15 protein-coding genes are annotated in these 24,174 nt (G+C 55.9%); 11 read left to right on the forward strand and 4 right to left on the reverse strand.

Going from position 1 to position 24,174, the window contains the following annotated elements; translation table 11 throughout:
- Positions 1-182 precede the first annotated feature (182 nt).
- The 5 genes from ABD971_RS02900 to ABD971_RS02920 all read left to right on the forward strand — a co-directional run bounded on the left by ABD971_RS02900 (position 183) and on the right by ABD971_RS02920 (position 10,441).
- Entirely contained in the window at positions 183-2,537 is a 2,355-nt protein-coding gene (locus tag ABD971_RS02900) for a DUF1553 domain-containing protein (RefSeq protein ID WP_345319237.1), read from the forward strand.
- A gap of 9 nt (positions 2,538-2,546) precedes the next feature.
- The gene (locus ABD971_RS02905) at positions 2,547-3,944 is read left to right on the forward strand and encodes a DUF1501 domain-containing protein (protein ID WP_345319239.1); all 1,398 of its coding nucleotides are present in this window, start codon (positions 2,547-2,549) and stop codon (positions 3,942-3,944) included.
- 59 nt (positions 3,945-4,003) lie between these two features.
- A complete protein-coding gene (locus ABD971_RS02910; protein WP_345319241.1) occupies positions 4,004-6,694 on the forward strand; it encodes a right-handed parallel beta-helix repeat-containing protein in 2,691 nt (896 codons plus the stop codon).
- Positions 6,695-6,790: 96 nt separating this feature from the next.
- Positions 6,791-9,043, forward strand: coding sequence for a right-handed parallel beta-helix repeat-containing protein (locus tag ABD971_RS02915; protein ID WP_345319243.1), 2,253 nt, complete (start codon positions 6,791-6,793; stop codon positions 9,041-9,043).
- An 81-nt stretch (positions 9,044-9,124) separates the two neighbouring features.
- A complete protein-coding gene (locus ABD971_RS02920) occupies positions 9,125-10,441 on the forward strand; it encodes an SGNH/GDSL hydrolase family protein (protein ID WP_345319245.1) in 1,317 nt (438 codons plus the stop codon).
- 182 nt (positions 10,442-10,623) lie between these two features.
- On the opposite strand, the gene ABD971_RS02925 is transcribed toward ABD971_RS02920, so the two are convergent.
- A complete protein-coding gene (locus ABD971_RS02925; RefSeq protein ID WP_345319247.1) occupies positions 10,624-11,733 on the reverse strand; it encodes an alpha/beta hydrolase fold domain-containing protein in 1,110 nt (369 codons plus the stop codon).
- Between the two features lie 302 nt (positions 11,734-12,035).
- On the opposite strand from ABD971_RS02925, the gene ABD971_RS02930 reads away from it, so the two are divergent.
- Positions 12,036-12,761: an FkbM family methyltransferase gene (locus tag ABD971_RS02930; protein WP_339944777.1), complete on the forward strand. Its 726-nt coding sequence runs from the start codon at positions 12,036-12,038 to the stop codon at positions 12,759-12,761.
- 24 nt (positions 12,762-12,785) lie between these two features.
- On the opposite strand, the gene ABD971_RS02935 is transcribed toward ABD971_RS02930, so the two are convergent.
- Entirely contained in the window at positions 12,786-14,333 is a 1,548-nt protein-coding gene (locus ABD971_RS02935; protein WP_345319250.1) for a hypothetical protein, read from the reverse strand.
- 389 nt (positions 14,334-14,722) lie between these two features.
- On the opposite strand from ABD971_RS02935, the gene ABD971_RS02940 reads away from it, so the two are divergent.
- The 4 genes from ABD971_RS02940 to ABD971_RS02955 all read left to right on the forward strand — a co-directional run bounded on the left by ABD971_RS02940 (position 14,723) and on the right by ABD971_RS02955 (position 18,381).
- Complete coding sequence (locus ABD971_RS02940) at positions 14,723-15,427, forward strand: PTS sugar transporter subunit IIA (protein ID WP_345319252.1); 705 nt, start codon at positions 14,723-14,725, stop codon at positions 15,425-15,427.
- Positions 15,428-15,458: 31 nt separating this feature from the next.
- Complete coding sequence (locus ABD971_RS02945; RefSeq protein WP_345319254.1) at positions 15,459-16,298, forward strand: hypothetical protein; 840 nt, start codon at positions 15,459-15,461, stop codon at positions 16,296-16,298.
- Positions 16,299-17,051: 753 nt separating this feature from the next.
- Entirely contained in the window at positions 17,052-17,426 is a 375-nt protein-coding gene (locus ABD971_RS35985) for a 50S ribosome-binding protein YggL (RefSeq protein ID WP_425571240.1), read from the forward strand.
- A gap of 244 nt (positions 17,427-17,670) precedes the next feature.
- Positions 17,671-18,381 (forward strand): DUF4272 domain-containing protein, encoded by a 711-nt coding sequence (locus ABD971_RS02955; protein WP_345319258.1) that lies wholly within the window; start codon positions 17,671-17,673, stop codon positions 18,379-18,381.
- A gap of 276 nt (positions 18,382-18,657) precedes the next feature.
- Here the strand turns inward: ABD971_RS02955 and gmd are convergent, their stop codons facing one another.
- On the reverse strand, positions 18,658-19,674 hold the full coding sequence (gene gmd, locus ABD971_RS02960) for a GDP-mannose 4,6-dehydratase (protein WP_339945509.1): 1,017 nt from the start codon (positions 19,672-19,674) through the stop codon (positions 18,658-18,660).
- A 72-nt stretch (positions 19,675-19,746) separates the two neighbouring features.
- Positions 19,747-20,700: a GDP-L-fucose synthase family protein gene (locus tag ABD971_RS02965; protein ID WP_345319262.1), complete on the reverse strand. Its 954-nt coding sequence runs from the start codon at positions 20,698-20,700 to the stop codon at positions 19,747-19,749.
- Between the two features lie 305 nt (positions 20,701-21,005).
- On the opposite strand from ABD971_RS02965, the gene ABD971_RS02970 reads away from it, so the two are divergent.
- Positions 21,006-24,164, forward strand: coding sequence for a hypothetical protein (locus ABD971_RS02970; RefSeq protein WP_345319264.1), 3,159 nt, complete (start codon positions 21,006-21,008; stop codon positions 24,162-24,164).
- The last annotated feature ends 10 nt before the right edge of the window (positions 24,165-24,174 follow it).

Genomic DNA, 24,174 nt, shown 5'->3' on the forward strand with positions numbered 1-24,174 from the left:
ATTGCCGGTTCTGATTCCGTGAATCAAGCAATTTTTGTCGCCCCCCGGGCGGCTCGTTTTTTTCTGGTTTGAGGGATTTGCGGCTTTCGTCGGGCATTACGTGCAGATTGGCCCCCTATCGTATAGACTATCGAATCCCGCCTTCGAATAATTGCCCGCCTCACGAATTCGCGCGAAAGTCTATGTATTTTCGACTCAGCATTCTGTTTATGAGCTGTCTCGTGCTCATCGCCAACACGGTTGCCGAGAAGCCAGGGCCGGCAGACGCGAAGCTGGACAGGGCAGAAATCGAATATTTCGAGCGTAAAATCCGACCGCTACTTAGCGAGCATTGTTACGAATGCCATTCCGAAGAATCCGACACGGTGCAAGGCGGATTGCTGCTGGATTCGGCGACCGGAATTGCGCAAGGCGGCGATAGCGGTCCAGTGCTGGTGGCCGGATTCCCCGAACAAAGCTTGCTGATAGAAACGATCCTTTACGATGACGGCATTCAGATGCCGCCCAAAGGAAAGTTGTCGGACAGCGAGATTGCGGAACTGACCCGCTGGGTCAAACGCGGCGCAGCCTTTCCACCATCAAGTGATTTGGCGATTCGCAAACCCAGCGGTATCGACTTTGCCAAAGGCCGCAAATTTTGGTCGTTCCAACCTGCCGCACCACAACCGCTGCCGACAGTGAAACAAGCCGAATGGCCGCGAACCCGAATCGATTCGTTCGTGCTCGCCGCGATGGAACAACACGATCTAACTCCATCGCCAGCTGCAGACCGCGTGACGCTTGTGCGACGATTGTATTTCGACGTCACCGGATTGCCGCCAACTTCCCAACAACTGCAGGCATTTCTCGACGACACGTCACCCGATGCGTACGAGCATCTTGTCGATACACTTTTAGAATCACCTCAATACGGTGAAAAGTGGGGGCGATGGTGGTTGGATATGGCGCGATACACCGATCGCACCGCCAGCTGGTTACCGCAAACGAGCCAAGCACATCTGTATCGCGACTGGGTCGTCGACGCGTTTAACCATGACATGCCCTACGACGATTTTATCCATCGTCAACTCGCGACCGACCTAATGCCACAGACGGGACCGGAGGACCTGCCCGCCCTTGGCTTCCTTAGCCTCAGTCCGACCTATTGGAAAGAACCCAAATTGCCATGCGAGATCATCAAGGTGATCGTGGCCGATGAATGGGAAGAACGGGTCGACGCGGTCACTCGCTCGTTTCTCGGGTTAACGGTCGCATGTGCGCGGTGTCATGATCACAAGTTTGATCCGATCAGTGCAGACGATTACTACGGTCTGGCAGGCGTGTTCGCGAGCACTCGTCACGTCGAGCGTCCCGTCATCGATGAAAAAAAATACAAACCTGTGCGTTCGGCAAAGCAGGCGGTTAAAAAATGGGAAGCCGAAATTACTAAACTAAAAAAACAAAAGCCGCTTCCTCAACAACACATTGACGAATTAACCGCGAAGATCGCAGAGATCAAAACCACAACGCCGCTCTACGACACGCCGATGGCGAACGCGTTGTCCGAAGAATCGATGTATGTGGTACGCGCGGGTAAAACGCCTCAAGAGGGAACGAAATTCGAATACCGCCCCGAACCTCGCGATTTACCGTCGTTCATCCGTGGCAATCCGAATCGTCCTGGGCCGATCGTTCGCCGCCGATTTCTGACCGTGTTAAGCGACGCCCCGCGTCCTTTTGAAAACGGCAGCGGACGTTTAGAGTTGGCCGAATCGATCACCAGCGATGCCGCGTCGCTGGCCGCACGCGTGATCGTTAATCGCGTTTGGTTGGCTCACTTTGGTCAAGGCATTGTCGACACTCCAAGCAATTTTGGCCAACAAGGCAGTCGCCCAACGCATCCGCAATTGTTAGACGATTTGGCGGCCCGGTTCATCGAAAACGGTTGGTCGATCAAACGACTACATCGCGATATTCTGATGTCCGCCACGTGGCAGCAAAGCTCGGCCGATTCGCCACAGCGATCCCACATCGATCCTGAAAACGTTTGGCTCTCGCGAATGAATCGGCGACGACTGACGTTCGAAGAGTGGCGTGATGCGATGTTAACGGCAAGCAGCCGACTGAATCCTAACATCGGTGGTCCGTCCATCACGCTCGACTCGGCGGCGAACACGCGGCGAACGCTTTATGCCACCGTGAATCGACGCGACGTCTCGCCGACCTTGATGGTGCACGACTTTCCCGACCCGACCCAGCACAGTCCGGCACGCATGGCCACGGTCACACCGCTGCAAGGACTGTATGCACTGAACGGTCCACTGTTGACTCAGCAAGCCAAATGGATTGCCGATCAGGTCGAAGCAGAAAATCCGGGTGACGAACCAAGCAAGATCGCAGCAGCCTATCGGCGACTATTTTCCCGAGCGCCTCGCGACCACGAGATCCGCTTGGCAATCGACTATCTGGCCGATGCGAATTCCGAATCAAAATCGGACCGCTGGCAACAATACATCCATGTATTGCTGGCCACCAACGAATTCACTTTCATAGATTGATGCATGATCATGAACCCCGCGCAACCTAACGCTTCCTCGCTTGACCGCCGCCGCATGCTGCAGCAATTTGGGGGCAGTCTCGGTATGCTGGGCGCCGCGGGGATGATGACGTCGCCATTGGTTGCATCCACGGCGGATTCGATCCAAGGTTCGGGGCCTCATTTTCCCGCCAAAGCGAAACGTGTCATCCATTTGTTTATGAACGGCGGTCCCTACCAAGGCGATCTTTTTGATCCCAAGCCAGCGTTAGAAAAGTACGCAGGCACCAAGCCTGCGGGTGCGGATCTGTTGACCGAACGTCCCACCGGAGGCTTGTTGCCATCACCATTTAAATTTCGTCAGTGCGGTGAAAGCGGGCTGCCGGTCAGCGAGTTGCTGCCGCAGTTGAGCCGCCACATCGACGACATCTGTGTGATCAATTCCGTCCATGCCGACAACCCCAATCACGGGCCGGCACTGTTACAGATGAACAACGGCACGATCACTCCGACGCGGCCGAGCATGGGGGCATGGTTTCTATACGGACTGGGCACCGAAAACGCGAATCTGCCCGGTTACATCGTGTTGTGTCCTGGCCGTCCCGTGCGGTTTTCTATCCTCTGGAACAGCGCTTTTCTGCCATCGAAGTACCAAGGGACCTACATCAACCATTCGACGATCGATCCCGAGAAGATGCTGCCTCACCTGAGTAATACAAAGTGGGATCACACGACTCAGCGTGAACAACTCGATTTACTGCAACAGCTAAATGGCGAGCACGTGGCAACGCGAGGCGACGATTCGATCTTGAAAGCTCGCAGCGAAGCGATTGAAACGGCCTATCGAATGCAGTTCGAGGCGAGCGACGCCTTCGACCTGAATCGGGAATCCAAACAGACTCGCGAAGCGTATGGCGCCGGCGAGTTCGCCAACGGTTGTTTATTGGCGCGGCGTATGGTTGAACGTGGCGTTCGTTTTGTTCAAGTGTATTACGGCAACGGACAACCTTGGGACACGCACAGCGGCCACAACAATACCGTGCCCAAGCTTTGCAAAAACATCGATCAGCCCATCGCTGCATTGATCGCCGATCTGAAACAACGTGGGCTATTGGAGGATACGCTGATTGTATGGGGCGGCGAATTTGGCCGGACACCCGTGTCCGAGAATGGCAACGGTCGCGATCACAATCATCACGGTTTCACGATGTGGATGGCCGGTGGAGGCGTCAAAGGCGGAACCCGCTACGGCGAAACCGATGACTTTGGATTCAAAGCGGTCATCGACAAGGTGCATATTCATGACTTGCACGCTACGATGTTGCACCTGCTTGGGCTCGACCACAAACGACTCACCTATCGCCACGCCGGTCGCGATTTTCGCTTGACCGATGTCCATGGACGCGTGGTACACGAAATCATCAGCTGATCGCAGCATGCAAATGCACGCGGCTGATTTGACGCAAGACTTCACATGATGAGCAAACTATGCCAAAACCACTTCCATCACTTTTCGCTGTAGCAATGCTGTTGCTCGTGCCAACGCCCCCCGTCACAGCAGCGGAATCGGGAATCCACTTTTTTGTTTCTCCCGACGGAACGGACGCACAATCAGGAACGCAGTCGCAACCCTTTGCATCGATCACGCGTGCTAAACAAGCGGTCCGCGACGCTCGCGTTTCCCGCCCCGACCAAGCGGTTACCGTCCATCTTCAAGCGGGGCACTACACGCTCGATCAAACCGTCGTGTTCACTAGCGCCGATTCAGGACACTCAGCCGAGCGTCCGGTGCGTTACCAGGGCAGTGGCGATGTAGTGCTATCCGGTGGCCAGCAAATTTCAGGGTGGCAAACCGATCCGCAGCACCCTGGGCTCTGGAAAACCCGCGTCGCCGAGCCGAAACCCGGCGATGACCAAGATTGGCGTTTTGAACAATTGTGGGTCAACGGCCGTCGTGCCTCGCGAGCGCGAACTCCGAACGAAGGTGATTTTCACACGCTGCTCGGAGTCAGCGAGGTGCCGATCCCAGGATCGAAGCGAATGCTGACACACACATTCGCCGCCCAAGCTGATGATTTGGCCTCACTGAAAAACGTCGACGCCGAATCACTACGCGATGTCCAAGTCGTGGTCTATCACAAATGGGACACCACGCGTGAATGGCTGCAATCCAGTGACCCGCAACGGCATCTGTTCACCACACATGGCGAAATCATGAAGCCTCACAATCCAATGAAACGCGATTGTTTGTACTTCGTCGAAAACTATCGCGTGGCATTGGATTCCGCGGGCGAGTGGTTTTTGGATCGCGATGGATGGTTGTACTATCATCCGCGCAAAGACGAGTCGATGACAACCGCCAACGTAGTGGCCGCCGGTGTGCCACGCTTGTTTGACATTCAAGGTGATATCAACGATCCACAAAAACGCGTCAAACATATCTATTTCGACGGATTGAAACTGCAACACGCGGAATACCGGATTCCCGAGATCGGTATCCGCTCGAATCAAGCCGCGATGAACGTGGACGCGACTGCAATCCAGTTGGATGGCGCCGAAGACATTCGTTTCACCGGATGTGCGGTCGAGCATATTGGTGGCACCGGATTTTGGTTTCGGAAAGCGTGCCGCGACTGCCGTGTCGAGCGGACTCGGGTTACCGACGTCGGAGTCAGTGCGGTGCGAATTGGCGAGATGCGTTTGGTGCCAGAACCGGTTCGCACCGGCGGCATCATTGTTGACAACTGTATCCTGCACAGCGGCGGACGGATCCTGCCGCACGCCGTGGGTGTTTGGGTTGGTCATAGCAGCGACAATGCGATCACGCACTGTGACGTGGCGGATTTCTACTACACCGCCGTGTCCGTGGGATGGCGGTGGGGCTACGCCGAAAGCGGCGCCAAACGAAACCGCATCGAATACAACCACTTGCATCACATCGGATACCGCATCCTCAGCGATATGGGTGGCGTTTACACGTTGGGGCCAAGCGAAGGCACCTCGGTTAGCCACAATGTGATCCACGACGTCTATGCAACCCGTTACGGCGGATGGGGACTCTACCCGGATGAGGGCAGCTCCGACATCGTTTTTGAAAACAACTTGGTGCACGACGTTCGTGACGGCGGTTTTCATCAACACTACGGCCGCGAAAACATCGTTCGCAATAACATCCTGGCGTTTTCCGAAGAAGGCCAAGTCGCGGTGACGCGAGCCGAACCGCATTTGTCGTTCACGTTCGAGCGGAATCTGGTTTACTTTGACGACGGGCGACTGCTCGGTTACTCGGGATGGCAAAATGGTTCCCAAGTCGCCATGAACCATAATCTGTATTGGCGTGCCGGTGGCCAACCGATTGATTTTGCCGGCAAAACGTGGCAGCAATGGCGTGACGCCGGACACGATCAAGATTCGATCGTTGCCGATCCGATGTTCGTCGATCCAGACAATCGCGACTTCACGCTGCGGGCTGGATCGCCGGCCGCCAAGATTGGCTTCGTCCCCTTCGACACCACGCTTGCCGGGGTACAAGGCGACCAAGCATGGAAGGATCTCGCGGCAGCCACCAAGTTCCGCGATCCCTACGTCGTCCCACCATCGGCGCCGATCGACGTGGACGATGATTTTGATACCGACAACCCGGTGTCGCTGCTAGGAATCGCGACGCTGCAACAGGAAGGACGTCATTCGATGATCGGCGTGGTCCCGACGCCGCACGGCAACGGACGATCACTGAAGGTCCAAGACGCTGCCGATATGAAAGCCGTCTACAATCCCCATTTCTACTGGCAGCCCGATTACACCGAAGGCAAGTCACGTTTGAGTTTCCGTATCCGGTTGCAACCGACCGTGGCGGTTTCCTGCGAATGGCGTAGCAATACCCGGCCATACCAAACCGGGCCTGTGCTGCAGTTCACCGATTCCGCGATTACCAGCCGCGGACGAAAACTGATCGACATCGATGCCGACACGTGGGTCGACGTCACGATGGAGGCCCCCCAAGGCAAAACGAACAGTCAGTGGACAGCCACGTTCGTGTTGCCCAATGGCGAGCGAAACGAGGTGACCGATCTGAAATGTGACCCTAACTGGACCGAAACACGCTGGGTCGGCTTCATCGCAACCGCTCGTAGCGACGCCGCATTCTTCTTGGATGACGTCAAGATGCACAACGAATAAGGGTGTGTGCTGTTACACCGCTCGCCCTTCTGCAGCCTCCTGCCTCAACCCGCTCTCTCTCCGAAACTCCACTGACTCTCTGCAATCCGCCAACTGATGAACCATCGAATCGCTGCCCCTCTACTTTTGGTTACACTCGCATTGCTTTGCGTTTCTGCATTCGCTAACGCGGAACCGCTGCAGGATACAGGCACGACTCCATCGCACGATGGCGTCAATTTTTATGTTTCCGCCGATGCCGAGTCCAACGGCAATGGCACTGCATCGTCTCCGTTTCAAAATTTGACTCAGGCACGCGACGGAATCCGCGCCGCACGTAAATCGGGCGAGCTAAAACCGAATCAATCCGTGACCGTTCAGATCGAACCCGGCGTTTACCGGTTGGATGCTTCATTTCATTTGGCCGCCGAAGATGGAGGCACCGCCGAAGCCCCGGTCGTCTATCGGGCGAGCCAACCGGGCAGTGTGCGGATCCGCGGCAGCATTGAACTTTCTCCCGCCGCATTTTCCGCAGTGGCCGACGACGCAATCCGCTCGCAACTTGACGAAACGGTCCGCAACAAGATCCTAGTGTGCGATGTTTCAACAGAAGATCGCACTGCGTTCCCTCCGTTGAAGACCGCCTTTCGGGGCGTTCCGAATGCTCCGTGGCTGTATGTCAATCGCCACCCCAAGCCGCTTGCTCGCTGGCCCAACCTCGATACGCCTGAACAGGGATGGGCTAGTTTCAGCAAGGCGATCGACTCGGGCCTCGCCGAGCCTGATTCGACGGACACGACACGCCGCAAGCCACGCGGAGGATCCTTCGAATTTGACGACCCTCGCCCTGCCCGCTGGAATCTCGAAGCGGGAGTGTGGTTGCAAGGATATTGGACCCACGATTGGTACGACGAAGTGATTCGCATTGCTTCGTATGACCCAGCGAACAAAGTCATCAAACTAGCCGCTCCGCATAACTACGGAATTATGGCGGGCACCTGGGGCGCTGCGAAGCGTCGCTTCTTCGCCTTCAACACGCTCGCAGAACTCGACTCGCCCGGCGAGTGGTACCTCGATCGAAGTGCCGGAAAACTGTACTACTATCCCGAGTCCGATTTCGCCAACGCCTTCGTCGAATTGGCCACCCTCGACCAACCGCTTTTCAGAATCGACAACACCAAGCATGTGAAATTTCAAGGGTTGGCCCTTGAGTACGGTCATGGTGACGGCATTGTGATGAAGCGTGCGGAGGCGATTGAGATCGCGGGTTGCGTGATCGCCAATCTCGCCCGTGGCGGGATCTCGATCGACGGATCCGACAACACCGTTCGATCGTGTGACTTATACAACTTGGGCACGGGGGGCGTTTCGCTCAACGGCGGTGACCGCAAATCGTTAACGCCCGCAAACAATCGAGCCATCAACAACCATATCCACCACTACGGTTTGTTCCAACGATCGTACGCTCCGGGAATTGGGGTTCACGGTTGTGGGCAAATCGTCACGAACAATTGCATCCACGACGCGCCCCACAACGCGATCCAGTATGGCGGCAACGAGCATCGTTTCGAGCGAAATGAGATCTATCGTGTCGTGATGGAAACCGGCGACTCGGGTGCGTTCTATACCGGTCGCGATTGGACCAGCCAAGGCAACGTTCTACGACACAATTACATTCACGATCTAGGGGGCGGCGATTCAACTCACGTCAACACCATGGGCGTCTATCTGGATGATTGCGATAGCGGTGACACGATCGAAGGGAACGTGTTCCTTCGCGCCGGCCGCGCGATCATGATCGGCGGCGGTCGCGACAATCGCATCGTCAACAACTTGGTGATCGATTGTCCAATTGGAATGCACCTCGATTCACGCGGCATGACTTGGAAGCAATGGAACAGTCCCACGGACAAGAGTTGGCAACTCGAGCGAAAAGCGAACGAGATGAATTATCAGGAACCGCCTTGGAGTAATCGTTACCCGACGCTCGCAGTGATCATGGACGACTCGCCACGAGAACCACTGCACAACGAATTCAACCGAAACATTTTCGTCAATTGTGCCAAACAGGTCTGGAACTTTGATGCCAATGTCAAAAAGGTGTTAGCGAAACTGCAGGTCAGCGACAATGTCGTGCTCAATACCCACGGGGCCGCCGAGGGCATCGCGATGGCTCCCGAAATCGACGGTTTCAACAACGTTATCGGTACCGACCAAGAACCAATCGTGATCGGGTTTGCGTCCGAAGACGAAACAGCACTCACCCAAATCGATGACACTCGTGTTCGTGCCGCAGTGCCGTCGTTCCAACCGATCCCCTTCGACACAATCGGTCTGACCAAGGATGCCTATCGCCGCGTCATTCCCTAGGCCTCGTTTTAAGCTCTGCAAATTTCTGCCCCGGCAAGCCGCTGCCAAGTCAGCTACCCTATCATCCAACCGAGATCATCAATGAGAACCATCGCTGAGAACTTGAAAAGTCTGTCAATATTTGCAACCGCAATCGTGCTGTCGGTGTTCGTCGCGGACACATCCCTGGTTTGTGCCGACGATCCAACATTCGCTCCGGTCAAAGCCGAACTTGTCCGTCCTCGCGATGGTCTAGGCAACGTACTGGCGAAACTTCGTGAGGGAAAACCGGTCCGCATCGGTTATTTGGGCGGTTCGATCACTGCGGCAAGTGGATGGCGGGTCAAGACACGAGAGTGGTTTGCGAAAGAGTTTCCTCAATCCGACGTCTCGGAAATCCACGCTGCGATCGGGGGAACGGGCAGCGATCTCGGTGTGTTCCGGGTCGAGCGGGATGCACTGCGGCACAAACCCGATTTGTTGTTCGTCGAATTTGCCGTCAACGACGGCGGCGCGGCCCCCGAGCAAATTTGGAAAGCGATGGAAGGCATCGTGCGACAAACCTGGGCCGCCAACCCGCGGACCGACATCTGTTTTGTCTATACCTACCGCACCGGTTACGAAAACGACCTGCGAAAGGGATTCTGTCCGCGTGCGGCATCGGCCATGGAAATGTTGGCAGACCACTACGGGATCCCCTCGATCAATTTTGCCAAGCAGATCGTCGAACTTGAAGCCGCAGGAAAGTTAGCGTTTCAATCCGACGAACCGACCGGAAACGGCGTGATCCAGTTCTCAAAAGACGGCGTTCATCCGCTTGACGCTGGCCACGAAATTTACGCCGAGATCGTCGCCGATGCGATCCAGCAGATCAGCAAAACATCCGAGCCGATCGATCACGAAACCAAACTTGAAAAACCGTTTGTCAAGGATCATTTGCAGGCCGCCAAAATGGTGCCGATCGCCCAGAAAATGCTCTCGCCCGAATGGAAGCAACTTGCGGACGACGATACGCTGTCAAAACGTTTCGGGAATCGTATGGGGACGTTGTGGGAGGCCACCGAACCCGGCAGCAAGTTAACGTTCCGTTTCCGTGGTTCTTCGGCCAAACTGTACGACTTACTAGGTCCCGACGGCGGCCAATTGATCATCACAGTCGATGGCAAGCAGATGCCGAAAGTGGTGCCTCGTTTCGATAGTTACTGTACCTATCACCGGATCGCAACGGTTCAGGTCGCTGGCGGACTCGATCCAAACCAAGTTCATACGGTGACGGTCGAAGTCGACTCGGAGCAGCCCGATCGGCAAACCGTCGCGTTCCGTCTGAAAGATCCCGAGGTCGAATTGAAATCGCCGAAATACCAAGGGACGAACGTTCGAGTCGGCCAAATCCTGGTGCTCGGCGACATCGTACCGTAGACATCGGCGGCACGCGAAGACATGACAACTATGTTGATAGCGGTGCAAGCAAGCAGTAGCGAAAGTCGCCAAGACTTTCGTCGGCTTCGGGTCGATGCGGTGGGGGGGGGGAACGAAACTCTTCGCGAGTTTCGCTACGTCAATCGCACGTTTACAGCACACGACTGCGCAGCGTGCCCCGCCTAATCCACGACCTTTGCAAACGCGTCGCGGAAAAAGTCGAGCATTTCCGATTGGGGATTCCGTTTGCCTGCCGTCGACGTATGCACGTACACGTTTTTGATTCCCAGTTGATCCATCGCCTGCTGCAACTGTTTGCCAAAGTTCGGATGATGGATGAATTGTCCCGGACGCGAATCCTCGGGCGGAACGACATCCGGCTCGCTATAGATCATGTACAGCGGCGGATCATCTTTGGTCAGATGCGTGATCGCGGACGCCTCGTCATACAGTTTCTGCTTTTCGGCCGTTGGGTTGAGCGTTTCTTCGACGGTGTGGTTGCCGTAAACCAGGAAGATCGAAGGATGTTCCCACGCTCGACCGCCGACCAACTTTTTAATTTTGATCGGATCATAGGTGCCTTGGCCGCCCATCGTCCCGATCGCGACCACTCGAGTGGATTGTCTCGCGATCGGGTCTTTGCTGTTGGGGTCGGCAAGATCGTCGTGGAACCCTAGCCACATGCTGATTCCCGCCCCGGCGGAACCACCGTAACACGCGACTCGCTTTGGATCGATGTTCCATGCATCCGCTTTGCTTCGCAAGAACTGCAGCGCTCGAGCACAATCATGTTGCGGCGTCGGAAACAGCACCTCTGTACCGTCAACGAACCGATAGTGCAGTGCGGCAACGCTGATGCCGGCTTCGTTGGCCGCCCGAACCATTTGCGGACTGACCGAACGCTTGTCACCTCCGACGAAACCGCCGCCGTGAATGTAAACGATCAGCGGTGTGGGACGATCCGATTGTGCTTGATAGAAATCGAGGACATTGCGTGAATGATCGCCGTAGGAAACATCACGATGCGTTGGGGGAACACGGTTAGCTTGATTTTGCCGCGGACGTCGCTCCGTCATCTTGGCGCGATAGTCCCGAGCCTCTTGTTCGCTCAGCGTGCCGTCTTTATTGGTGTCAGCGTCGGGGAATCGCTTCAGCAGTTCGCTTAGCCGCTCGGCATTCGGCACGCGCCGCTGTTGGGTGGCTTGCGTGGCCGAATCGTCCGCCGACGTCGCCACTGATGTCATCCACAACGTGGTGAACACAAACGCAAAAAGGGGGAATAGACGGCACATCGACATCTCCTTAGGTTCCGAGTTGCATTTGCATTCTCGCCCCCATGGAACAGGGACGATCACCCATTGTCGTAATTATCGAAGCGGACCCGGTGGCGGGCAAGCATCGAAATTTCCGCAATCTGGTTCCGCAACTTAGAAGGGAACGTCGGGTTGTGAAGAACTCGCAACTTAAAAATCTTCACGTCGAGTTAAGATGGTCATCGTCACGGGATCGCCAAACGTAGCCAATTCGCGTAAAACCCGTGAACGTTCCTGTTGCGATCACGCCCCCTTTCCCTCTGCTTGTGCCACCGAATTTAATGCAACGAATGAAATTCCGCGGCTATAAACTGCTGTTCGAGAACCGCTCGGCCGCCGAATCGATGGTGCGTCAAATTGACGAATTCCCTTCGTTTTTCACCCCCGAACATGATCGACCATTGATTATCGACTGCGGCGCCAACATCGGTGTCTCGGTACTGGAATGGAAAACGCGTTGGCCAGGAGCCGAAATTGTTTGCTTTGAGCCCGATCCCTTCGCGTTCAAAATCTTGCAAGCCAATATCGATGTGAACGATATCCCTAGTGTTCGCTGTATCAACGCCGCGGTCTCCGATTGCGACGAGACGGTTCCGTTTTACGGCGACGTCTCGGCCCGAGGCGACGCGCGAGGCAACTCGATCGATCCCGCATGGGGCCAGCGTGAAGGGACCGCCCAAACGAGGGTCAAGTGCAAACGCTTGTCAAGCTACATCGGCGATCGCGATGTCAGCTTCCTGAAACTGGATATCGAAGGTGCCGAGCAACGCGTGTTGTCAGAAATTGCGGGCCAGCTTGATCGTGTCGCAGCGATCTACGTCGAAGTCCACGAAACCGACGACAGCAACGTCTACAATTCAGCCGACCAAATTGAGCAGTTGCTTTGCGACGCCGGTTTTCATGTCGAAGCGGAATCTCGTTTTGATGAGCACGCTTTGCCCGCACACCTCGATGCGTGGAAACAAAGTGTCGGCGCAAGACAAGTGCAATTGCTTGGCTGGCGATGATGCCATCGATTGCAGCGGACGCCTTTAATATCCGATCCCGGCACGGAACATGATCGCATCATCTTGATTGAATTTGTTGGCTTTGTTTTCATACAGAATCTCGCGATCGAAAACGTAACCGACTTCGACAAAAGCGTTGCGGCGTCCGGCTTGAATAAACTCGTGCTGGCCCCACTCCAATCCAAACATCACGCGATAATCATTGATATCGATTAGCTGTTCTGACTTGTCGTCACGCTCGACCGTCCATGAACCGCCACCGTATTCGCCTCCCAAATACCACCACACATCCTGAGTCCCCACGGTCCGCCAGTAGTGGGCCAGTTTGGGTTGCGGAAAGAAGATGTCGTATCGCGAGTACGGGTCAGGTTGCCACAGAATCCCGCCCGCAGGGATCACGTTGTAACGGATACGGTCAAGCACATAGACGCCTCCTTTGATCGTGGACGCAGGGGTCAAGCGAAAATTCACCAAACCTTTTCCCATCACTCGGAAACTGTCGCTGTTCATCGTGTCGAAATCGGTAAAGACACCAATGCGAGTCCCCAGTTCGAGGCCCAAGATCTGATTGGGATCGCTTTGCCACCCCAAGTCGATGAAACCACTATATGCACTGGGGGGTAAATCCGCGTCTTGCGTCGCGGTGTGCTCTGGCCCGTCCCAAAGATGCAGCGAGAACGAAGGGGCGATCATCAGCGGCTGGCTCGAATACAAAAAATTCTGCCAGGCAAAGACCACCGAGACATCGGTGTCGTTGATCCCCAAGGAATCAGGATCATCCGTCGAGCCCAGGTAGGTGTGCCGGATCCGCGGTCCTTGAAGCAATCGGTATGCACTGAATTCGCTGTTGCTGCCGAAGACACTTCCGTTGCCGCCAAAAATCCCGCCTGGGAAAAGCGTCGTGGGTCCGACCGACGGATACACCGTACTGGGGTATGCCGGTCCCGACATCGGAACTCCGGTGTCAAACCCTGTGCCTGGACCATAGGCAGGCGGCCCGTAAGTGGATGGCCCGTATGCAGGAGCACCGTAGGCGTTTCCGCCATAGTTCGCCGGGGGCAGAATCGTTGTGCTCGAGTTGCCTCCGTATGCCGATCCGCCGAATCCGCTCGAAGCGGCGGGCATGATCGGCCCCGAACCGGAATTCGAAAAAATTCGGCTAAATAAACTTTCGCCTCCCGGTCGCGACGGAGGCAGCAGCGTTCCGGGAACCTGGACGGGTCCCAGCGTCGTGCCGGGCGGAACGCTAGGGGCTGGGTAACTGGGCAAGCTGGCGGCGCCGGTCGCATACGGATCAAAATTGCCGCCCAACGACGGAGGAGCCGACGAAAACGGCGATGCCACGGGAGGACTACTCGAAAAACCGCCTCCATTGCCCATCGGTTGCAAATTGGTTTGCGGAACATCGACAGGCGAGCGGCCGCCGAACGGAACTCCCGGCGAAATTGGCGTGTTGCTCGGTGGGAAACCACCCTGAGCCATCGCGGTACTGCCCGCGAAAATGGATGCGAACGCTAAACAGATCCATCCGAAAAACGAGCAAGAAGTGGCGGCTAGTGTAGGAAATCGCAAGCGGCGGGCGACTGGTGACGCTACGAAATGGCGCACTTTCCTCGGATCCTGGCGTTCCGAATCGACGGATCGCAGGCAAAGGAGGTGATGAAATTTCGTAGGGAGCCAGCGAATCATAGGATCCTGCTCTGAGAGTTCGTTGGAGTGGTTTCGCGGTCAGCCAAGGGATCGCTTTTGGGTACCCCGCGAGGCGACTTTAGCCAATCCTGGAAATACTTGGCAAATTGTTTCGCTGTCAATGGTAAAGTCTCAGTCACCAGGTTTCGGAATGCCGTAAAAAGCGAACGGCGAATTCGGTACTCAGGTTGCTTAAATCACCTGATTAGACTCAAACTGTGGCGAAGCCGGTGGCTTTGCTTTCCTTTCTCAAAACAATCAAAACAGTTGCTATGACGGAAGATCTCGACGCCGCTCGCATTGCGGAATACCTCCACGTCACGCCCGATCAAGTGCTGAAAATGGCCGATCGCGGCCGCATCCCCGCCCGCAAAGTGGGGGGGCAGTGGCGGTTTGCCAAAGCCGAAATCCACCATTGGCTCGAAGAGCGAATTGGGGCCAGCGACCCCGAGGAATTGGATAAAGTTCAAAAAGTGCTCGATCGCGTCTCACCCACCGCCGTCGACCGCCCCATTCACGAGCTGTGCAGCGTTGATGCGATCGAAGTACCGCTGAACGCCCGAACTCGCGGCAGCGTTATCCGCTCGATGTGCGGTCTGGCAGCCAAGAGCGGGATGATGTGGGACGCCCCGGCAATGGCCGAAGCGGTCCAAGCGCGTGAGCAAATGCATCCGACCGCGCTGGACTGTGGTGTGGCGTTGTTGCACCCTCGTCGTCCTCAAACATCGATTCTTGCCGACTCGGTGATCGCACTGGGGCTCTGTCCCTCGGCGATCCCGTTTTCCGATCGAGGGCAATTGACCGACGTTTTCTTTCTAATTTGCTCTTACGACGATCGGAATCACCTTCGTATCCTAGCAAAACTCAGCCGTATGATCGTGGACGACTCGTTTTTGGCTGAGCTACGTACTAGTACATCGCCCGGCGAAGCGTGGCACGCCATCAAAGAGTGTGAAGAGCGCCTCGACGAGCTTTGATCGCCCGGAAAGCAATCGACGGATCGACACCATGCACGAAAACTCTCTCACCTCAGCATCCTCGCTACCTTGCCGTACATTGCTGTGGGTCGGGCCCAGGAATTCGGTTGAGTTTCAAGCCTGTTACGAATTTGCGGAATCGAATTCACTACAGATCGCGTTTCGGCACTCGCTGCGAGATGCCCTCGATCGGCCGGCTTCGACGGTCGACCGCATCATCATCACCCGCAACCATCGCGGCGGATTCGATTGGAACCAAGTCAACGTCTTAATCGGACGCTGCATCGACGCCCAAGCAATGGTGTTGTTAGGTGCGGCATGCGAAGGCGTGCGGCATACCGAGCGGTTCGCGGTCGCGGCGGCGGCAAAATCCGAAGCAGCAGCTCGATTGTCGATCTACAATGCGATGCTGTGGCGTCAACAAGTCCCGCAGTGGATGCGAGGCACCACCGCGCATCCGATCCGGCTGGCCGATCAAAAAGTTACCGTAGCCGTGATCGCAGCGACGTTGCCGATCGCCGAACCTTTACTAGACGTGGCGGCTGCTTGCGGCGCCGCCGCGATTTGGATGCGACAAGACGATTCGCTACGGATCCGCAATCTCGATCGTGTCATTTGGGACGACTCCGCCGCAGCCCCCACCACGCGGCAGGGATGGGAATCACGAATCGCAGCGGTCGACACCGCCCAGCGCGCTTCTCATGCTTGGGTTGCCAACGCGCCACGCGAGCACCAAGTGGATGCAGCCGAATCAGCTGGCATCGAGCTTGTGCTAGGCAAACCCTACTTCATCAGTGGATTGACTGATTGGATCGGGGCCAAACTCCACTCCGCGACGGCCAGTCCATTCCGCGAAAAGCTAGCTGCATAACAAGAGCCCGGTCTGCAATGGCAGCACAAGCTGTCAGCTTGTCTTTAAGCCCCACTTCCATTTGCAATTACCGGTTCGAACGATTCAATCGTTCTGATCAGCTTTCCCCTTATCCCCGCCGCTTCCGCTTTCGATCTTCGCCGTGATCTCGGTGGCAACGAAGCATTTAGACGCGGCAAATAACGGCGTTTGCGCTTCGTCGCTACGCTCGCCAGAGCGTGGATGGTCACCGCAGTGACCTCACCACCGACGAAGGTCAATGCTGATTTAGTTATGCGTCATCGCTGCAGCTGCACGCCACCTCGCCCGAGCGCAGCCTGAGAGATGTCGGACGGGCCCCATTAGTCCTGGTTCGGGTGAAGGCCGACCACGCAATATATAGCGCGAAGTGCCCTCGACTTGCGCGGTCGGCCCTCACCCGAGCATCGCTGAAGGCTCTGCTCGACCTCTCCCAAACTCCGTTTGGGAGAGGTGACAGTACGCTTGCGCCACGCCGGATTTTTATTCCTGCAGCCTCTGAAGTCGGACAGAGGTGACAGAAAACATCCGTGAGAAACCATGCTGCTGGTCCGTCGCGGCAAACCCGGCAACCGGTAAAATCAACGAATAACATCGCCTCCGGGTTAAGCAGTTCGTTCAGCAGCAACACAAGTCCGTTTTTCTATCATCGCTATCCCCACGGCCAATATGCTCTCCGGATGTCGTGATTTGGCCGACCTTGGCAAGCGGGGTTAGAGCGTTTGCAACTGATCGATGCGATGCTCGGCGGCGGATTGGTTTTGTTTTCTCGACGGAGGTTCACTGCACTTGAAGAAACGACTCCGCAAGAAACGCAGGCTCGGCGAGTTCCGCGAAGACTGCTTTGAATTGACTTTCGAAATCGCTCCGTCACTCGGCGATGACGAGATGGATGCCCTGACCGACTCGTTCATTCACCTGATCGAAGCGAATGGTCTACAATACGGTGGGGGTGGACGGCAAACATGGTCTGGCGTTGTACAGGGCCCATGCCGCGGGTCAGCAACGGCCGCGGATCGCGAAACCGTGCTCGGATGGCTTGAACGACATCCACACATTGTGCGCGTTGACGCGGGTCCACTTCGAGATGTATGGCACGGATGGTCTTGAACAGATGACTGACACCGAAACAGATCAGCTGGATGCGACAGAACTGCGACTGATTGGCCAGTTTTATCAAAACGACTTCCGCTTCGTGCTGCATAAAGGCCCAGCTTCCTTTGACATCGTCCCTCCGCTGTCCACGTGGAGATCATTGGCAAGGCCAATCCAACCAACGATTTAAAATTTCGACGACAAACGACTTCGGCTCGCCGGCGAATCACTATCCAATCCAAAAGTAACCAAAAATTCCATGACCACTCCACAACAGATGCGTGACAAGAACATTGCGTTGCTAAACCAGCGAGGATTCAAGTCTGCAACCTGGATGCCGCTCCCTGCCGCTGTTGGCGACGTTTCGGAGGAAACCGGATTCGCTGGAGGAACGCTGCGGCCGGAATTAGAGATCGCAAACCGGCTGCTCTGCCATTGTGCCGTATTCGCATGGGGCTCCGCACCTTCCGAATTCGAGCAACGCGTGACGGAGTTCATTCTCAACAATGAACTTCGCCGATCAATGACCGATAGCGAACTGAACATCGTCAATTTGCCAATGGACGATGCACGTGCGGATTACGCTCATCTGATTGGATGGAGGTTAGAGAACATGTGGTCACTTGCGTGGATTCTCGGCCTCGCGGATGAGCCTTCTGCGACAACCGGCCAATTACCTGAGGAGACAAGCGGTGCATTGCTGTCGCTTTTTCTTCCCGGTTTCACCACCACAGCAGATTCGCTACTAAGCCGAGGCCAGACTCAGTCTATCGAGACCGTGATTGAAATGGAGGACCGCTTCTACCTCGCACACAACGCGGTCCGCAGCGGGCAATTGGGTAAGGCGGGCATGTTGCCTGATGACTTTGACCCCGTTGCCGATGGCGGAGCCATTCACGAACGAAGGCACAGTCTGACGTGGTCACTGGCGCCAGGAACCAGATGGGATGAAACCGACCTGAGCACGTAGTATTTACCGAGCCGCGAACCTAACGGGACGCTTGCTGCAATCCTTTAGCAGGTGTGCACCGCATGCAACGGATTGTGAACGCAACCGTCTCTCGAAGAATACGTTTTCAACACGCCTCGTTTCCTCCTCGAACCAACTCGACGATTGCCCGCGGAGAGGTTTTCCGCCGAGAGGGTTTGACGCAATCGCTGGTGGTGCGCCGGAGTCAGCATCGGCAACGATTGCTGTCGCTGCCGCATCCGCTCTCTGCGACCCGAGGTGCACGCTAGCGTCGAGTTAGCTTGGCACGAAACTCTTTGCGTGAGCTTCACGTTTAGCAAGTTCCAAGTCGTGCTCGGTCATGATGCGTGCAAGCTCTTCGAGATCCGTTGCGGCTTCCCAGCCCAGTTTTTCTTTTGCCTTGCTGGGATCACCAAGCAGCAACTCGACTTCCGCAGGCCGGAAGTAACGGGGGTCGATCTCGACGAAATCTTCGTAATCCAAATCGAGCTGTTGGAACACTAGTCGGGCAAAATCGCGAACCGTCTCGGTGCGGCCCGTTGCGAGCACGAAATCGTCAGGCTCATCATGTTGCAAAATTCGCCACATGCCTTCGACATAATCTTTGGCGTAACCCCAGTCACGCTTGGCATCAAGGTTGCCGAGATACAATTTCTTTTGCATTCCCACTTTGATGCGTCCCGCGGCTCGCGTGATTTTTCGTGTTACAAACGTTTCACCGCGACGCTCGGATTCATGATTAAACAAAATCCCATTGCTGGCGAACATATCGTAGCTCTGTCGATAGTTCACGGTTTGATGAAAGGCAAACACCTTTGCACATGCGTAGGGTGATTGAGGGTTGAATGGTGTCAGTTCGGTTTGCGGCGTTTGCAATACATCGCCGTACATTTCACTGCTGCTGGCTTGATAAACCCGAACCTGTTTCTTTTTGTTCAACAAACGAGCGGCCTCGAGAACGTTCAATGCTCCGACGCCCACCGTTTGCAGAGTGTACACCGGTTGGTCAAACGAGACGCGAACGTGGCTCTGAGCCCCCAGGTTGTAAATTTCGTCAGGTTCGATTTCTAGCACCAAGTTCGTCAACGCTTGACCGTCCGTCAGGTCACCGTAATGCAAACGAAGTCGCGAATCTTCGTGAACGTCTTGATAGATGTGCTCAATTCGCTCTGTCGAAAAGGTGCTACTACGGCGCACCAGCCCGTGTACGGTGTAACCTTTTTCGAGCAGCAGTTCCGCAAGGTAGCTGCCGTCTTGACCGGTGATTCCGGTGATCAATGCGTTTTTGGTCATGTCTGTATCGGAGAGTAGTTGGGTTACGAAATAGAGGTGACGTGATGGAGTGTTATGAGATTGAGTGTGGAATTAGACCGAACGCATTTGTCCCGATTCCACTTCGTTCAAAAAGTGATCGTACGTTGTTTTCAGTCCCTGAGCGAGTTCGATTTTGTGCTTCCAGCCCAAAGCATTTAGCCGCGATACATCGCTGCACTTGACCGGGGTGCCGTCCGGCTTGGAGGGATCGGTCTTGATTTCCCCCTGATAGCCAACGGTGTTTGCAACAAGCTGCGCCAGTTCAAGGATCGATAGATCGACGCCGGTTCCTACATTCGCCCAGTCGGGTGGGTTTTGCTGTGTCATCAAAAATGCCAGCGCATCGGCTAGATCATCAACATACAAAAACTCGCGGCGCGGCGTTCCAGTGCCCCAAATCGTGACACTCTCGAGACCTTCTTGTCTCGCTTCATGGAATCTTCGCAGCAGCGCGGGCAGGACATGGCTGTGCTGCGGATGGTAATTGTCGCCGGGGCCGTACAAATTCGTCGGCATCGCGCTGTGAAACATCACGCCGTGCTGGCGGCGATAAAATTGACACAGTTTTAACCCGGCAATCTTGGCCAAAGCGTACGCTTCATTGGTCTTTTCAAGCGGGCCCGTCAGCAGTGCGTCCTCTTGGATCGGCTGCGGACAATCGCGTGGGTAGATGCAGGTGCTGCCGAGAAACAGGAACCGCTTGACCCCGGCCGCATAAGCTGCGTTGATCGCAAAGGTCGACATCAGCAGATTGTCACCCAAGAATTCGACCGGATACGTGTCGTTTGCTAGCACTCCACCGACCCGCGCGGCTGCAAAAATCACGGCATCAGGACGCTCTTGTGCGAAGAAATCCTCGACCGAGCTCTGGTTGGTCAAGTCGAGCGAATCACGAGTTGCAGTCAAAACTTGACAATTTTTTTCGCTCGCCAGCCGTCGGCACACCGCTGAACCGACCATGCCACGATGGCCAGCAACGTAGATTTTCCCGGTGATTTCAGTCATGTCGCGAAAAGGTGTCTCGAGAAGCGGAGTGGATGGCAGGGCAATTTAGCGTACTGATAGCAACTTTGCACCTTTGAGCCAACACGAACTTGGGTTCGCAAAATAGTACATAAAAACCACTCCTACGGGTTGGGGGGAGTGGCGACTTCTCGTCTTTTTGTAGCGATCGTAAGAGCATTGTGAACTGAGCCGATTGGATCGCCGATGCTAGTCTACAACGGCCGTAGAGAATTGCCATGGTTGGCAATCGCAGTGGAAACGGCCGTCCTTGTTCACTTCTCCCGCTAATTCAAGATGAGATCGGGATGCGTAAAGACGTCAAAAGGTCCTTGGTTTTCTGGCCTCTACTCACCTCGGTGATCGTTGTGATGGTCTCGTGGCTCGGAACCACCTCATGGTTTGGCGAGTTTACCACGCCAGCGAGGACGCCGGTATCGTCCCGGCCGGCCGCTGAAAACGCAGCAGCCAGCGGCGCCAAGACAACCGCCCCCGCGTTGCCGACTGCCAAGCCGGTTTCGCGTGCCGTGGCAACAATAACGCCGCAAATCAGCGTCCTGCACAACCCAATTTCGCCTCCCGACGTCGACGTCTCGGTGGTCGAACGCGTCGAGCATGGGTCGCGCGGGATGCGGATGCCGCTGCGACTTGAACGCGAAATGATCTCACCCACGGCCTCGATCGCCACCAGCGAGCTGCCAACTGAATTGCCAGAGGAGGAACTGCCCGCTGCTCCCGCGCCCGCGATTGCGAAACCGGTCAACGAGCAGTTGAATGAGCAGTTGAGCATCGCGGCGGCAAATAAGTTTGATGCCTTTGCATTCAAGCCCGCGCACGACGATTCTTCGATGCACGGTAACCTCGCACTGGGCGTGACCAACACCGTCGTCATTGACGCCGATGCCAGCAATGACGCCAACGCGATTGACGACGCAGCCCCCCATCAAGAAATCTCCGAGACTGCCGCCGGGCATGCGACGCGTCTGGTTGCACCGGTTCGTGAAGAGCAACAAGAGTTGGCGGGCCATGACGCCGCCATCGCTTCCCATCTGCCCCACCACGAATTGTCACTGGCAGAATCGTACGACCAACTCGCCACGCTCGGTCCCGAAGTCGATTACTCGCGTGTCCGTGGCAACGAAGTGGTCTTGAACGTTGCCGCTCCGCCAGTCGCCGCTACGCCGGATATCGCATCCAATCCAGCACCACACGAATCCATCCTGCCAAAATCGGTGTCAGTGTTGGCGAAAATCAGTCCGCGTGCAGCGCTGGATCCTCGTGCCCCCGAAGTAATCTCGAAAACCAACGCCGACGATAAAAACGCATCCTCGCAAGCGTCCACATCGGTATTCCAGGCAGACCGACGCTCTCACCAACTGAGCCCAGCCGGATGGCCGGTGACGATCAGCCTGGATCATCAGCTCGAACTGTTGGCGGAATATTCCAAGTCGGATTCCGAAGCGGCGGATGCTGCGATGACATTACGCCAACAAGAACTAGCCGCGGTGTCGCAGTGGACGCATCGTGTTCAAGACACCCTACGCGAACTGCGAACGCTACCTCGACTCGGTGCCCCACGTGCGGGTGATCTGATCGCTTCGCTCGACCGACTGCGATCCGAGGGACGCGAGACAGCGGAATCGATGGCGACCCGCGAGATTCAAATTCGCTTCCTGTACGCCTGCTTCGCAATCGAACGACGCGTGGCAGTATGGAACCCGATCTGGGAATTGACGCAGCGAGGCGACACGCAAACACTTGCATCGCGAAGCATTCTGGAATCCGATGTCGATGCGGGCGCATTCGTCGCAGGTGCTCGGCTAATCCTAAGTGAAACCGGCGATGCCGAGGGTTGGAGCCGGTACCTGTTGCTCGATGAGATCGAAAATGCGGCGACGGGAACCTCAAACGAGGACCGTGCGATGTTGGCTAAACGTTTCTTGGCGAGACTGCGTTGGCACGGATTGCACCCCGAGCATCGCGAATGGCTCGGCAATGACGCGATCGAGCAACTCGCTGTCGCCGTTCGCCCCTGGACTCGAGGTGCCGTCGATTACGCGAGCTTGTTGAATCAAATCGAGCATCAAGAGTCGAACGAGATCGACACGGTGTCGCTCGAAATTGCCGAAGCGGTACAGACGCTTCGGCACGCCGACAATCCGGTGGCGGTCGAAGTGGCCTCGGCCATCGACACCTACTATCGCAATGCAAATGTGCGTATGGCGATCAGTCAACCAATGTTGCAACGCATGTTGCCGACGATCGCACCGCAAACCATCCCGGTTCGCACCGAGATGTTAGGCAGCCGTGTACGAGGAACAAGTCACGTCCAAAGCAAACTTAACATCGAATTGCTGCCCTCGCCGAATCATTGGCAAATTGATCTGCAGACGACCGGAAACGTACAAACCCGGTCCGTCGGTTTTAGCGGTCCCGTTGCGTTGCGTACTCACGGTGACGCAGACTTCCAGGCGACGACGCCCATTGAAATCACGCCCGACGGCGTCCAGCTTGGCGATTCCTGGGTCGATGTGCGAGGTGAAAACCGGCTGCAAGGCATTGAATCCGACTATGACAATTGGCCGCTGATCGGAGCCCTTGTCCGAACGATCGCGGAATCACGCTACGAATCGCTCGAACCGATCTCAAACCGGCTCTCCCAAGAAAAGGTTCGCGACCAAGTGGGTGGCGAAATTGATCAACGCGTCGACAAACAGATCAACGACTCGGCGCGGAATCTGTCCAAGATGGTACTAGGGCCATTAGGAGCACTGCGATTAGACCCGCAGGTCGCCGATATGCAAACCACCACGGATCGACTACTGGCTCGCTATCGGTTGGCCGGTGACTGGCAACTCGGTGCCCACACCCCACGTCCGCGTGCATTGCGAGACAGTTTGATGAGCGTTCAGGTGCATCAATCTGCGATGAACAACACGCTCGAGCAATTGGTTCCACGAGATCGCCCACGCTTGATCTCGGAGATGATTCACGAAGGCATGCTGTTGTTCGGCAAGGAAACTCAGACGATCCCCGATGACATTCCGGACGACGTCATGATCCAGTTCGCCAAGACACGCCCCATCACGGTCGAGATCGAAGATGGCAAACTCTGGCTGACGCTTCGTATCGTGAGACTGACCCGAGGCGAAACATTTGATTTGCGACGCTTTGTCGTACGTGCGGCGTATGTCCCCAAGGTCGATGGGCTGCATGCAACGCTGGTTCGCGATGGTCACTTGAGTATCAGCGGGCCAAGTTTATCGATGCGAGAGCGATTACCGATCCGCGCGATCTTTAACAAAGTGCTTTCACCCAATCACGGATTTCCGTTGACCACCGAAGCGTTGGCTCAACATTCAGCTGTCGACGGATTGCAGATCAGCCAATTGGAACTGCGTGAGGGTTGGATCGCGATGTCCATCAGCGAGGCGGACGCGGCTAGAATCGCAACCCGTCCTCGCTAAGTGATGCGTC

Origin of the sequence: Novipirellula rosea, from assembly GCF_039541335.1 — a bacterium.
Classification (GTDB): domain Bacteria; phylum Planctomycetota; class Planctomycetia; order Pirellulales; family Pirellulaceae; genus Novipirellula; species Novipirellula rosea.